Consider the following 14,004-nt stretch of genomic DNA (forward strand, 5'->3'; position numbering starts at 1 on the left):
AGGAACGAAGCATGTATGAACTCGGTGTGGTCTATCGCAACATCACGCGGGCGGATGCGAGGATCGCGCAAGCGTTCGGCGAGTTCGGTAGCGCGACCGTGCACGAGGCGATGGGCCGGGTCGGCTTGATGAAGCCCTACATGCGGCCGATCTATGCCGGCGCGAAAGCGATCAGCGGCACGGCGGTGACCGTGCTGCTGCATCCGGGCGACAACTGGATGTTGCACGTGGCCGCGGAGCAGATTCGGCCAGGCGATATCGTTGTAGCGGCAATGACGGCGGAATGCACGGACGGTTACTTCGGCGATCTTCTCGCGACGAGTTTCCAGGCGCGCGGGGCGAGCGCGCTGATCATCGATGCGGGTGTGCGCGACGTCGCCGTGCTGACCGCGATGCGGTTCCCGGTGTGGTGCCGAGCGATCTCATCGAAGGGGACGATCAAGGCGACGCTCGGCTCGGTGAACATCCCCGTTGTTTGCGCGGGCGCTTATGTGACGCCGGGCGATGTGATCGTTGCCGATGACGATGGGGTCGTCGTCGTGCCGTCGCCGGCGGCGGCCGCGACGCTCGACAAAGCGGCCGCGCGAGAAGCGTTGGAGGCGAACAAGCGGGCGATGCTTGCCTCCGGCGTGCTCGGCCTCGACATGTATAAGATGCGTGAGCCGCTGGAGCATGCGGGATTGCGCTATATCGATTGACGCGTAATCGGCGCGCAACGATCTTGGGACACATTACCCCCTTGCTCGCCGCAAGCCGCCACCTGTGAAGGACCAGCCCAAGTTGACGCCGAGGCTCGCCAGCACGATTAACCCGACTCCGAGCCCTTGCAGCGGCGTCAGCGCTCGTCCGTACACGAGCCAGTCGACCAGAACCGCCGTCAACGGATAGATGAACTGCAGCACGGCGATCACCGATACCGGCATCTTGGGCACGGCGCCGTAAATCAACGCGTAGGTGAGCCCGGTGTGGATGATCCCCAGTCCGGCCAGCCAACCCCACTGATGGAGGCCGACGTGCGTCATCGCACCGGTCGGTACCAGCCACGGCAGGCTGACCACGCCCACGGCGCATTGGATCATCGTCAGTAGATGCGGCCTCAGACCGCCGAGCGCCTTCGCGATCAGCGTGACGCCTGCGTACAGCACCGATGCGATCAGCGTGAAGCCGATGCCGATCAGATAAGCCGAATCCGCCGACAGCGTGCTGCGGCCGATCCCCGCCGCCAGCGCCAACCCCACGAAGGCGATCCCGATCCATGTCAATCGCGCCGCGCCGACTTGCTCGCGGAAGACGAGGGCACCCAGCAACACCACCCAGAACGGCTGGACGTGGAAGACCACTGTCGCTACCGCGATGCCGACACGCTGGAGCGCGCCAAAGAAGAACACCCACTGCGACACCATGAGCACGCCGGACAACAGCGCAAGGCCGAGCAACCGTCGATTGAAACGCTGGCTGCGGAAGTAGCCCTTCCATGCGCAGTAGGCGGCCATCGTGGCCAGGCCGAATACGCATCGATAGAAGACCGTCGTGATCGGATCGAGCCCCGCTTGTTCGACGAACACCCCCATCGTGCCCATCAGCACGGCGGCAACGGAAAAGCCGAGCACGCCCTCGCGAGATGAGGCGGGTTGTCGGGGGCTCGAGGTCGGCATGGCGGCTCCTTGGATGGAGTCTTAGTATCGCGAGCTTGATTTGCTAACTCAAACGAATAAAACTTAGAAAACTCATCAGCTTTGTTGATTAATCATGTCCCCTGATTTCGACGCCGATCTGCTCAAGACCTTCATTGCTGCCGCTGAATTGGGCAGCTTCACCAAGGCCGCCCAAGTCGTATTCCGCTCGCAAGCGGCGGTCAGCATGCAGATCAAGCGGCTGGAGAGCATCGTGGGCAAGCCCTTGTTCGTTCGAGACACGCGCAATCTATCGTTGACGCATACCGGCGAAGCGCTGCTCGAGTACGCTCGCCGCATTCGCTCGTTGCAGGACGAGGCTTGGGCGGCGGTAGCTCGGCCGGAGATCTCGGGGCATGTCGTGTTGGGCGGCCCCGACGATTACATCTCTTCGCTGCTGCCACCGGTGTTGCGGCGTTTTTCGGTGATGTATCCGGCGGTGGAGATCACCGTGATCTGCGCGCAGAGCACCGCGCTGGCTCCGATGCTCGCGGACAACCGGATCGATCTGGCCTTCGTTACGCGTGACCGCAGTCTGCGGTTGGACGGCGATTTCATCCGCCGGGAGCCGATGTTGTGGGTGGGCAAGCCGGACGAGCCGCGGCTGTGGCTGGCGCGTCCCTTGCCGGTTGCGCTCTATGAGCCGGGTTGTATGGCGCGTGCCAATACTGTCGCGGCATTGGACCGTGCGGGGCTGCCGTATCGCGCGACTTACAGCAGCGCGAGCATGCTGGGTGTGTTGACCGCGGTCGATGCGGGGCTGGCGGTATCCGCGCTGGCTCGCTGCAGCATTCCCGATCGGCTCAGTGTGATTGCGGGGCGGCATGGGCTACCGGAGATCGAGCCGTTGGACATCGTGGTTGCGCGCAGCGCCAAATCCAACCGGCCGACCTGCGATTACCTGGCCGCGCAAATGCAGGAGGATCTGAGCAGGCCGATGGAAGGCGTATTAACTGTGCAACGCTGAAGGGATCAAAACTCGAAACGCTAGCGGAATACTCAGGCGTTCGAACATCTCCCGCCAATTCTCGGACCAATTGCCGGTCCCGATCACGTGCACCGCCAACGTGCGCGAATCTTGCAGATCATTACATTCCTAACAAGTCACAGCCGGCTAACGTATCCATTACGTCACCTTTCATTACGCCGTAACGGACGGATACAAAGCAGTCGCTTGGCGGAGCCGGCGAACAGCTAGTCTTAGGCTTTGTCATCCATCTGAAAGGAAATCTGCGGTTCCGTCCCCACGAACGGTCGACTCGGCTACAGCCGCGTCCCATCGACCCAGCCCGACCCATCAAAGGTTTGAAAATGGAATCTTTCCCGCTGTTCGTCGTAGGCTCGCCGAGGTCGGGAACGACCTTTTTTTGTTGCGTCCTCAATGCCCACCCGCTCATTCATTTGACGAATGAATGCCGTGTCTTCGCTCTGCTCAAAGACACGCTGGACGTCGGCAGCGATCGTCCCGATCTGCTGAGCCCGCCTCTGCGGGATCGTTTCCTCTCGTTCAGCCGTCGTACGCTCGGCAGCTGGGTGGAGCGCTTCTACCGGGACGAACTCGAAATCACGGAACCGATCTGGGGCGACAAGCATCCTCCCTACGCCGATCCGACGATTCTGTCCGGCCGCATGGGTTCGGTCGAACGTCTCCCGCGTTCGGGTTCATGTCTTCGGCTGATACGCGAATTGCTGCCCACCGCGAGGTTCATTCACATCCATCGCGATCCGGGACGCGTGGCGAACTCGCTCGTGCGCAAGCGCTGGATCGGCGCGATCGACGACGGCGTTCGCGTATGGGGGCAATACGTCACGGAGATTCTCGACTTCTTCGAAGAACTGCCGGCCGAGCACAAGCTGACGATCGCGTATCGCCATCTAATAGAGGATTCGGATACGAGCGCCGAGCGCATCGGGACATTTCTCGGCTTGGAGGACGCGTCGCCCATTGGCGACTTTCTGACGTCTCAGCGCCGCGATCCCACGCCGTTCAGCGAGCCGGTCACCGATATGGCCGATCTGTATGTCGTTCCGAATACGCCGATGAGCGATGAAAAACTGCTGAGGCTGGCGGGGCGCGCGGCGACGAGTTTGGGGTATGTCGCGGCATAAGGGGATGCCGCGATCCGCAAGCATGGCGACAAAGAGGGCGAAAAGAACGTCGCGATTTTAACGGATGGAAATGCCGTCGATTGATGACGGCATTCCCTGTCCGCTGCTTTCAGGATATCCTTCCGTCGACTCGCAGGGTGTCCTGAGGCAAAGGGTGCCGCGCCAGCATAAAAAAAATTCGGGGTGATGTTTTCAATGGGCATGGAACGAGCAAGCGCGCAGTCTGCTTTACAGACAGACAAACGTTACAAACGCATTTCGGTTCCCGTAAAGGCTAGTCTCGCAGCAGTAGTGATTGCCGGCATCGTTGCGTCGGGCATTTTCTATACCTCGGGTAGCGCATTGTTCGCCGCGGATTCGGGAGATAGTGTTAGCGCGTCCGATCAAAAAGCACGCATCGAGGCGTTCCAGGCGCTCAAATACCTCGTCGTATCGAAAGTTTCAGCGGCGGAAATGCCGGCCGCTATCGATTCCATGCATTTGAACGCCGACGAACAATCGAAATTGCGCGCCGACCTCGTGCGGAATGCGGCGGCTTCCTCTCAGCGTGGGGCTGACACACGGTTGCCCGCGGCAAAAGAGGCCGGCGAGCACGCGGGCGCGGCTACTGCGCACGCCGCGGCCAAGACGGATCCCACTGCACTCGAGCAAGCCAAGCTGCCGTTGGCCGCCCCAGCCGCGCAGGCCGCTCAGCCTGTCCTCGCCTGGGTTCGTCTCTGGGACTCCGATGTCGAGGACGGCGATGTCGTTCGAATCGATAGCGACGGCTATTCGCGAACGGTGACGTTGACCAAACGTGGCATCACGTTCGCGGTTCCCGTATCCGCGAACGGACAAATTCGTATAACCGGCGTCCGGGACGGCGATGGCGGCGGCATTACCGTCGGCTTGGGTTCGGGCTCGGCGCAAGCGATCCTGCCGATCATGAGCGTGGGGCAGGTCCTTTCCTTGAACGTCAGGACGAACTGATGCGCCGGCTCAACTCCATTGCCACGCAATACGCGCCTCTGGCCTTGTTCGTGATGACGTGCATTGCGGTGGGACAGTTCGTGTTCCAGCACGTACCCGCGCGATCGCGCCTCGAGCAGTATATGCACGCGATTGCAACGTTTGCGCATGAGAACGCGTGGATCCTATTTGCGGTTGCAGTCCTTTTCTGGCTAGTAGTATTTGCAGGCTATTTTCATGATCGACACGCAGCTCGACGCGGCGATGTCAAACAAGGCGGGTGGTTAATGGATGCACTGGATCGGCTCACGAATCGGCGAGCCCTGGAGCAAAAGCTTGCGCAAGAGCCCGAGCCGCAGGTTATCGACGCCGAGAAGCTCGCGAGTGCGCTCAAGAGCAAGGTGATCGGTCAGGACGCGGTTTGCGACGACTTGGCGGCGCAAATTCGCCGCCGTCTTGCGCTCCGGCAGCGCAATAAGCCGATCGGTGTGTTCATGCTGGCGGGACCGCCGGGAACCGGAAAAACCTATTTGGCGAAATGCCTAGCGGCGGAACTCGACCGTACTCTGCTGCATTTCGATATGACGCAGTTCTCGAGCGGTGCGCAAGGGGCCACGCAATTGTTCGGCGCGTCGAAGGGATACGTCGGTTCGAATACCTATGGCAAGCTCACCGCGGCTTTACGCGACACGCCCGATGCGGTCGTGTTGCTCGATGAAATCGAAAAGGCGCACCCTGAGATCCATAAGAACTTCTTGACGGCCTGGAACGACGGCTTCGTGACGGAGGCCTCGGACGGAAAACAGATTTCGACGACACGCGCGATTTTCATGCTGACCACGAATGCGGCGACCGATACGCTCCATGCGCTGAGCGACCGGTTCGCCGACGATGCGGACGAACTCAGACGCGCATCGACGAACGCGCTCGGGGAGGCAGGTTTCGCCCCCGAGGTGATGAATCGCATCGACCGCATTTTTGTTTTCAAATCGCTCACCGGTTTGGACATCGCCCGGGTCGCCGCGCTTGAGATCGAAACGATGATCAAGAGCTATGGCCTCGATGTAGCCGAGGAAGGCATCGATCCGGATATTCTGATCGGCATGATCAGACGTCAGAATCGGCTGGGCGCGGGGGCGTCCTCGCGCGACCTCGTGCGAGCGGTGGAGGAGTCGCTCGCGGACACGCTCATCGATGCAAAACAGCACGGCCACACTAAAGTTTCCCTGGTGTCGGTGGACGGCAGTGTGATTGCCAAACCGCAATGATGAGTTCGAACGTACCCTATCCGTCGCCGGCTCGCGGCGAATCCTTGTGGACGCGAGCACCGTTGTGGCGCTTGTGCGTCTCGGTAGCGGTCGTGTCGACCGCCGCCGCCGTTTGTTTTCCGCCGAAGTGGCGCGAGGTCGGTGTCAGATCGTTGCCTTCCTTGCCGGAGGCGGCGACCTACCATTCGCCGCAGCCCGCGGCAGCGCCCGTTCCCACGTCGCCGGCGACCGCCGCGAAGTCCGACGGCGCCAACGCAAAGGCAGGGCTTGCGAGTTCGAGCCAAACTCACCTCGCCGCGGCCGCCAGGCCCTCAACGGCCGCCCCTGAGATAGCAAAGGCCTCCGGTTCGAACGCACCGAAAACCGCGACGATTTCAATGGCAGTTCCGGGCCCCGAGGTCAAGCCGGACATTTCCGGTCTCGACCGAGCGTTACTTGGCCGGACCTACGAGCAGGCGATCAAGGTCGAAGGGTTCGATATTCCGTTGCCCGCCGGGAGATGGTCCATGCTCGCGAACACTGGTATTCGCATGCGCCAGGCAACGGGCATGGCCTATTTTCTTGGACGGATCGAGCATAAGAGGCTCGTGGGTGCCATCAGATTGTTCGCGGTGAGGAGCAACGATCTGCCGGGGGCGGGCTTTCGCGCGGCGAACGGTTGTACGCCCGGCAATCCGAATTTGAATTATCTGTACGTGGAGTCGGTGAAGCCGTTCGACCATCAGGCATGCTGGTTGATCAATAACTTTTTCACCCCTCCCTTACTGCAATGGGCGGATCGCGCGATCAAGATCACGGCTCTCGACCGCGCCGCGGCCGGTGATTTGGCGGCGAAGGGCGTCACATATCCGCAGGATCTGGTCGATGTTCGATTCACGCGCGCGGAAACGTGGGGTGTTCTCGAGGTTTCGTACCTGTTCGATCCCGAGACCGACGGGATCAAATCCAACACCGCTCTTTCGGCCCGCGAATCGGATTGGCATGCACCGAACGCTCCCAAATTCCCGGCCAAGGTCGCGTACCTCGCGAAGATGCGAAGCTGGGGCGAGGGGTTCTGGCCGAAGTTTCAGCAGGCATTTGCTTCAGGTCAGTCGGCCTCGCTGCTCGCCAAACCGGGCGGAGGATCTCAACCTTGAGTTGACATCCAGTCTTCATGCGCGCGTCTTCGCGGCCTGAAGCCCAACACGACGCATTGCTATCAAATCTCCGCCAGCGACAGTGGCGTCGGTTCACCTTCCTGGTCCGGTAGACGGCACGCAGGTCAATACGAGCGTCCCGCCGCTTTTGCCCGCTACGCTAACTTCGGCGCGGTGAAATTCTCCGGCGCCGCAGTTCCATTTGGCGACCAGATTCGCTTGGCACGCATGCGGAGCGCGATAGTCCGCCGGCGAGGCGACCGGATACCGGCACGTGTCCAGAGCATTGCAATGTTCCGTCATGTCACGCGTGACGTTGCCCACGCGGGCACCGCAGTTTGCCCCATAGGTACCGGACTCGATGCGTATGGGGTGAACCGGTGCGCCGGTGTCGGCGACCGCCACCGATACGGCTACCGATAGCGCGGCCATCGGAAGAAATGCGCGGATCACTCGATGCATGATCGCCTCCTGGGCTGCAACACGGGCAGCATCAAATCGATGTGTGCCCTTTCAGTCTAGTTGCAAAAACTCGCAGACGTGACCAACCTCACCGAGTGGATCCTGCCGTTCCACGACATGGAGCGTGGAGTTGCGCCGTTGGAATATGGTTAGGATTACTTATCATGACCGGGCGAAGTTAATGCTGCGGTATCGGTGCCGTCGGCGTGACGAACGAATACAAATCCTTCCACGGGATGGTCACGTCGATCGGGCCGCTTGCGATGGATGCCCCGCCAAACCCCGCATTGAACGAAAGAACCAATCCTCGCTCGGTGAACGACCACGCGGTCGGGTCGTTCACCACCTTGGCGATCCCGGCGCGGAAGTCCTTTTCAGCGCTGGGGTTCGGGGCGTCCAGCTTTTGCTCAGCCCGGTTGACGAGCGAAGAGTCCCAGTGACTGTTCGGCGCAAACAGATCGGCCGCGGTCAGCGGGCGCGCCGCGGATTCGAGGAAGTACGAGACGTTATCGACTTCTTCATTCGCAGCAGCTGCACCGCATCGCTCGTAATGCGTGAATTTGACGTTGATGAAATCGTTATGGGCGTAGAGATCGAAGGTCAGGTTTTGCTCAGAGCGCGTCTCGGGGTCCTTCGGATCGGCGGCTTCGAATTCGCCGAAACACCAGTGCGCTCGTGCGACATTCGAAAGCCGGACGATCGTCGTGTTCCACTGCTCGGCTTCCTTCGATGGAGGACTGTCGATTCGAGGCAAGCCGATGTGCTGTTCCAGCGGTGTGCCTGTCGCCGCATCGATGCCGGGTGAAGCGTAAGTGTCGATACGGCTGAACAAGAACGGGCCGATCCGGATCGCCGCCGTTTGCAGACTATCGAGCCTGTCCTTGTATTGCCCTCGCAAACATTGCGTCGGGCTCTCCTCGCGCTTGTGTTCGAGACACAGGACAGGGATGACCTTCAGCCACTGCTTCTGGCCGGAGAACAGGATGGCTTTGCCTTGCTCGGAAAGCATCGAGCGCGCGTGGTCGTAGCGCCGCGCCATCTCAGCGTCCTGCGCCGACAACCGCGGATCCGCGCATACGGTTTTTTCCAGTGCGGTTCTGGCCTTGCCGCAGTCGAAGCTCGCCGCTGCGGCGACCGTCGGCATCAAACAGGCGAAGAGCACGCCGCAGACCAGCGACGAGCGTCCGCGGACCCGCGAAAGGATTGTCTGCATCACGATTGGATTCCCCGAGCGATAGGCGGCCGATGCATGCGTATCGGCAAAGACCGTGCTTGGGCGACATTGTCTCTGAAAACTGCTGCCGGCCAAACGGTGCCATGACCGCCGGCATGGCCGAAACAAAAAGCTCGACTTCTTAAATTTTCGTTCTATAGTATGACCATTCGTCTTTCGCTTGCCTGACAACCGGCCTGCGTTCGGCGGATTGCTCCACCCGAGCAGCAGTTCGTTCAATGAAAACAATACTGGAGATGTCGATGAGCGAAATGATTTCGGCTGGCGTTCGAACACAAGGTGAAATCCTCCAGGGTCAGCGGCCCGGTTGACGCTGCGGTAGCGGCGATTCAGCACGCCGTAGCGGTCAACACTCCCACTTTCATTCCGTCTTCTCTAGTTAGAGCTTGCATCGGGCCGATTTCCTGATCGGAAGGCGGCCGTGCTTCCCACTTTTTGTGCGGAAACCAAGGTGCTCGGCAAAGCAGAGTTCACGCCCATAGGCTCATCAGGCCTAGGCGTCGTTGCGGCCTTCGAGATCGCGAAGCGTCGCCGCCGCCGGCTGGGCAACGAGGTTCGATTATCGACGAGTTCTTCTCGAGAGCGATGCGTGAACGTGGCTTCACGATGGACCATTCGATCCCTATTAGATCGATATAGTCAGTCTATTTATGAATTTGCAACAGGGGAAATCCGACATGAAGCATGGCTCATTACTTCGCCGCTTGTGGGGGGCGATCGTCCTTGGATTCACGTTGTTGCTGGCAGGCCCGGCCGTCTCGATGGCCGCGAGCCTGCCATGCGATATCTACGCAAGCGGCGGAACGGCTTGCGTCGCCGCGCACAGCACGACGCGCGCATTGTTTGCCAGCTACGACGGCCCGCTTTACCAAGTGAAGCGCGCTTCGGATAGCCAGACCAAGGACATCGGCCTGCAAACGACGGGCGGCTACGCCAAGGCAAGCGATCAAGATGCGTTCTGCGCAGGCACCACCTGCGTCATTACGATCATCTACGACCAAACCTCGAACCACAACAACCTGACGATCGAGCCCGCGGGCGGTAACGGCGGTGCCGACAACGGGGTGCCGGCCGACGCCTTGCCGGTGACGGCGGGCGGCGTCAAGGTCTATGGCGCGTCGTTCTCCGGCGTCATGGGCTACCGCAACGTGGCTACCGTCGGCGTTGCACGGAACGGAAGTCCGGAGGGGATGTACATGGTCACCTCCGGCACGCATTTCAACAGCGCGTGCTGCTTCGACTACGGCAATGCCGAAACGTCGATCACGGACACCGGCAACGGGCACATGGACGCGATCAATTTCGGGAACGAATGCTGGTTCTCGCCTTGCAGCGGCAGCGGTCCGTGGGTCCAGGCCGACCTCGAAAACGGGCTGTTCGAGTCGGGTTCGGGGCCGAGCCAAGATACGGCCAATACGGGCAACACCGAACCGTACGTGACAGCGATCCTGAAAAACGACGGGCAGAAAACTTTCACGCTGAAGTACGGCAATGCGCAGAGTGGTGCGCTCACGACCAGTTACTCGGGCGCGCTGCCGACGAACGGCTATCAGCCGATGCATCTGGAGGGATCGATCGTACTCGGCACGGGCGGCGACAACAGCAACGGATCGATCGGTTCTTTCTTCGAAGGCGTGATGACAGCGGGTGTACCGAGCGATGCCGCCGATAACGCCGTCCAGGCCAATATCGTGAGCGTTGGATACGGTGGTCAGACTGCGACCGCGGGAACGCTGGCTCAGGACTCGACGATTTCGCTGAACGCGACCACGCCCTGCTGCACGACGCGGTACATCAGCCAGCAAAGCGGCGAGACCGCGCAAAGCGGCACGGTCGTCACGGCGGTGATCTCGAGTTCGAGCCCCGCGTCGGCCCAGCAAGATTCAACGTGGATCTTGCGCGCCGGTCTTGCGGATACGAGCTGCTACTCGTTCGAATCGCGCGACTATCCGGGCGAGTTCATGCGCCACTTCGATTTTCACGTGTACCGGCAGCCCATGGACGGAACGGAGCAATTCCGCGAGGACGCGACGTTCTGCGCGGAGCCCGGAAAGGATGGGCAAGGGACATCGTTCAGCTCGTACAACTATCCGACTCGATACCTGCGCCACTACAACAACACGCTTTACATCAGCAGCGACGGCGGCCCGAACGATTTCGACGCGGCCAATCTGTGGACTTACGATGTCAGCTGGCTCGTGACGGCACCTTGGGCGCCGTGAGGCCCGCGAGCGCGGTAATGGATAGAACAGCTTTGCGGATGTCCTAACGCCAAAGCTAGCGAGGCCGTCTCATGGCAGCGGCCTCGCTCGAGGGCGAGCCGGGCAATTCAAGACATCGTCATCTGGCCGTCTTGCGTCCGAGCGCGGACGATGGCGGTGATGGCCATCGCGAACAGCAGGATCGCGGCGGCGAACAGAAGCCGCGTGCCGATCGCCTGGTAGATCGCTACGCCCGCGACGCCGCCCGCCAGAAACGACAGCACGGTTTGCACGTGCAGGCGCAGCTTGTTCCAATACGGCGCGCGTTCGGCATCGGGCTCGCGTCCGCGCATGATGTCGAGCAGCATGCCGAACTCGATCCCGATATCCGTGGACATGCCGGACACGTGCGTGGTGCGCACGCGCGCATCGGAGATGCGAGTCACGACAGCGTTCTGGATGCCCATCAGAAAGCTCAGGCCGAGGATCAAGACCGGCCCGCGTTCGATCGAGGGAATCAGCCAGAGCGCAACGCCGAGCGCCGTCATGAGAATCGCTTCCGCCAGGATCCCGATCGCGTAGATGCTGCGGATGGTGCGCCGGCGTCCCGCATTGATCAGCAGTGTCGACGCGGTGCCGCCGAGAATGAACACGGCGACGATCGCGAGGTAGAACAGGCTGACCCACCATTGTCCGAGCGCCGCGTGATCCGAGAGCGACGAGACGTTGCCGGTCATGTTCGCCGAGAAAAATCCCACGGCGTGAAAGGCGGCCGTGTTCAGCGCGCCGGCGATCGCTGCGAGTATGCAGGCGAGTTGGCGGTCGATGTCGTGACTGCGAGCGTGTCCCTGACGGAGCAGCATGAGGCGGTCCTTGTTCGCGTGGAGGGTTTCAGGCAATTGTGATAGGTTTTGCAACTCGCCCGACAACAGTATTTTGGTCGTGTCCATCACCTAACATCTCAAGAGTACTTACTTTCCATGGTTTCAATCGCTCTCCCTGACGGCAGCAAGCGCGCGTTCGACCACCCGGTAACGGTGGCCGCACTGGCGGCGGATATCGGCCCCGGGCTTGCCAAGGCGGCGCTCGCGGGCAAAATCGACGGCAAGCTCGTCGATCTCGATCATCTGATCACTACCGATTCGACAGCGGAGATCGTGACGGAAAAGCATCCGGACGCCCTGGAAATCATCCGGCATTCGTGCGCGCACCTGTTGGCCCAGGCCGTGCAGCGCCTGTATCCCGCCGCGCAATTCTCGATCGGCCCCGTCATCGAGAACGGCTTCTATTACGATATCGCGATTTCGCCGCCGCTGTCGGAGAGCGATCTGCCGCGCATCGAGACGGAAATGCGAGCGATCGTGGCCGAGGCGATCCCGGTGTTCCGCGCGGAGCTTTCTCGCGACGACGCGATCCGCTTCTTCACCGAGCGCGGCCAGACGTACAAGGCCGAGATCGTCGCCGGCATTCCGGTGAACGAGCGGCTGACGGTTTATACGCAGGGCGAATTCTCGGACTTGTGCCGCGGGCCGCACGTGCCGAGCACGCGCGCGCTGCGTGCGTTCAAGCTGATGCGCACGGCGGGCGCGTATTGGCGCGGCGATTCGAACAACGAGATGCTCTGCCGCGTCTACGGTACCGCGTGGCTCAACGACGCCGACCTGCAAGCGTATCTGCACCAGCTCGAGGAAGCGGAGCGCCGCGACCATCGCAAGATCGGCCGGCAGCTCGACCTGTTCCACATCCAGGAGGAAGCGCCCGGCATGGTGTTTTGGCACCCGAAGGGCTGGAGCGTGTGGCAGGCGGTCGAGCAGTACATGCGGCGTGTCTACGTCGAATGCGGCTATCAGGAGGTGAAGGCGCCGCAGGTCGTCGACGTGTCGCTGTGGAAGCGCTCGGGGCACTGGGACAACTACAAGGAGAACATGTTCTTCACCGAATCGGAGAAGCGCGAGTACGCGCTCAAGCCGATGAACTGTCCCGGCCACATCCAGATCTTCAAGCATGGCCTGCGCAGCTATCGCGATCTGCCGCTGCGCTACGGCGAATTCGGCGGCTGCCATCGCAACGAATCGTCGGGCGCGCTGCACGGCATCATGCGCGTGCGCGCGTTCACGCAGGACGACGGACACATCTTCTGCATGGAGTCGCAGATCGAGGACGAGGTGGCCGCATTCCACCGGCAGGCGATGAAGGTCTACCGCGACTTCGGCTTCGAGGCGGACAGCGTCGCGGTGAAAATCGCGTTGCGTCCAGAGCTGCGCCTCGGCTCCGACGAAGTCTGGGATCGCGCGGAAAACACGCTCCGCGATGCGCTGCGCAAGTGCGGCGTCGAGTGGGAGGAATTGCCCGGCGAGGGCGCCTTCTACAGTCCGAAGGTCGAGTACCACCTGAAGGATGCGATCGGCCGCGAGTGGCAGGTCGGCACGATCCAGGCGGACTATCTGATGCCGGAGAAGCTCGGCGCCGAGTACGTCGACGAGCATTCGGACCGTAAGACGCCCGTGATGCTGCACCGGGCCATCGTCGGCTCGATGGAGCGCTTTATCGGCATCCTGATCGAGCACCACGCGGGACAACTGCCGGTGTGGCTCGCGCCTCTGCAAGCCATGGTGCTGAATGTCACGGATGCACAGCGTGAATACGTGCACGACGTGCGGCGTGCGTTGATCGGCCAGGGCGTGCGTGTCGATGTCGACGTGCGCAACGAGAAGATCGGCTACAAGGTGCGAGAGCACGTGCTTCAGAAAGTACCGTATCTGCTTGTCGTCGGCGAACGCGAGCGGGAGGCCGGTATGGTGTCGGTCCGTGCGCATTCGGGCGAAGACCTCGGCACGATGACGCTCGACGCGTTCGCGGCGCGCGTGCGCAACGACCGTCCTACCTAAGCTGCCGCCCACGTGGCAGGGTCTCCCGCCGCGTGCGATTCAGGCGGCTTCGGCCGCCGACCCCGCATCCGCTACGGCAAAGAAA

12 protein-coding genes are annotated in these 14,004 nt (G+C 61.5%); 8 read left to right on the top strand and 4 right to left on the bottom strand.

All coding sequences use genetic code 11. The features are described 5' to 3' along the window. Positions 1 to 11 precede the first annotated feature (11 nt). Positions 12 to 698 (top strand): 4-carboxy-4-hydroxy-2-oxoadipate aldolase/oxaloacetate decarboxylase, encoded by a 687-nt coding sequence (gene ligK, locus DWV00_RS26010; RefSeq protein WP_115536487.1) that lies wholly within the window; start codon positions 12 to 14, stop codon positions 696 to 698. 33 nt (positions 699 to 731) lie between these two features. Here the strand turns inward: ligK and DWV00_RS26015 are convergent, their stop codons facing one another. Continuing rightward, complete coding sequence (locus DWV00_RS26015) at positions 732 to 1,655, bottom strand: DMT family transporter (protein WP_115536488.1); 924 nt, start codon at positions 1,653 to 1,655, stop codon at positions 732 to 734. A gap of 94 nt (positions 1,656 to 1,749) precedes the next feature. On the opposite strand from DWV00_RS26015, the gene DWV00_RS26020 reads away from it, so the two are divergent. The 5 genes from DWV00_RS26020 to DWV00_RS26040 all read left to right on the top strand — a co-directional run bounded on the left by DWV00_RS26020 (position 1,750) and on the right by DWV00_RS26040 (position 7,134). After that, a complete protein-coding gene (locus DWV00_RS26020; protein ID WP_115536489.1) occupies positions 1,750 to 2,640 on the top strand; it encodes a LysR substrate-binding domain-containing protein in 891 nt (296 codons plus the stop codon). Between the two features lie 344 nt (positions 2,641 to 2,984). Next, a complete protein-coding gene (locus tag DWV00_RS26025) occupies positions 2,985 to 3,782 on the top strand; it encodes a sulfotransferase family protein (protein ID WP_115536490.1) in 798 nt (265 codons plus the stop codon). A gap of 291 nt (positions 3,783 to 4,073) precedes the next feature. Beyond that, positions 4,074 to 4,751, top strand: a complete 678-nt coding sequence (locus tag DWV00_RS26030; RefSeq protein WP_115536491.1) for a hypothetical protein — start codon at positions 4,074 to 4,076, stop codon at positions 4,749 to 4,751. Between the two features lie 266 nt (positions 4,752 to 5,017). Further along, entirely contained in the window at positions 5,018 to 5,998 is a 981-nt protein-coding gene (locus DWV00_RS26035) for an AAA family ATPase (protein WP_220274736.1), read from the top strand. 92 nt (positions 5,999 to 6,090) lie between these two features. Beyond that, the gene (locus DWV00_RS26040) at positions 6,091 to 7,134 is read left to right on the top strand and encodes a hypothetical protein (RefSeq protein ID WP_147297981.1); all 1,044 of its coding nucleotides are present in this window, start codon (positions 6,091 to 6,093) and stop codon (positions 7,132 to 7,134) included. 93 nt (positions 7,135 to 7,227) lie between these two features. Here DWV00_RS26040 and DWV00_RS26045 read toward each other — a convergent pair whose 3' ends face one another. Then, complete coding sequence (locus tag DWV00_RS26045) at positions 7,228 to 7,596, bottom strand: hypothetical protein (protein WP_245965042.1); 369 nt, start codon at positions 7,594 to 7,596, stop codon at positions 7,228 to 7,230. Between the two features lie 178 nt (positions 7,597 to 7,774). Further along, on the bottom strand, positions 7,775 to 9,049 hold the full coding sequence (locus tag DWV00_RS26050; RefSeq protein ID WP_147297982.1) for a DUF3298 domain-containing protein: 1,275 nt from the start codon (positions 9,047 to 9,049) through the stop codon (positions 7,775 to 7,777). A 458-nt stretch (positions 9,050 to 9,507) separates the two neighbouring features. Between DWV00_RS26050 and DWV00_RS26055 the strand changes: the two genes are divergently transcribed. Then, on the top strand, positions 9,508 to 11,052 hold the full coding sequence (locus DWV00_RS26055) for an alpha-L-arabinofuranosidase B (protein WP_115536538.1): 1,545 nt from the start codon (positions 9,508 to 9,510) through the stop codon (positions 11,050 to 11,052). 107 nt (positions 11,053 to 11,159) lie between these two features. On the opposite strand, the gene DWV00_RS26060 is transcribed toward DWV00_RS26055, so the two are convergent. Next, complete coding sequence (locus DWV00_RS26060) at positions 11,160 to 11,894, bottom strand: YoaK family protein (protein WP_115536539.1); 735 nt, start codon at positions 11,892 to 11,894, stop codon at positions 11,160 to 11,162. Positions 11,895 to 12,011: 117 nt separating this feature from the next. On the opposite strand from DWV00_RS26060, the gene thrS reads away from it, so the two are divergent. After that, complete coding sequence (gene thrS / locus DWV00_RS26065) at positions 12,012 to 13,919, top strand: threonine--tRNA ligase (protein ID WP_115536495.1); 1,908 nt, start codon at positions 12,012 to 12,014, stop codon at positions 13,917 to 13,919. Positions 13,920 to 14,004 lie beyond the last annotated feature (85 nt).

The sequence above is a fragment of the Trinickia dinghuensis genome (genome assembly GCF_003367175.1).
Lineage (GTDB): Bacteria > Pseudomonadota > Gammaproteobacteria > Burkholderiales > Burkholderiaceae > Trinickia > Trinickia dinghuensis.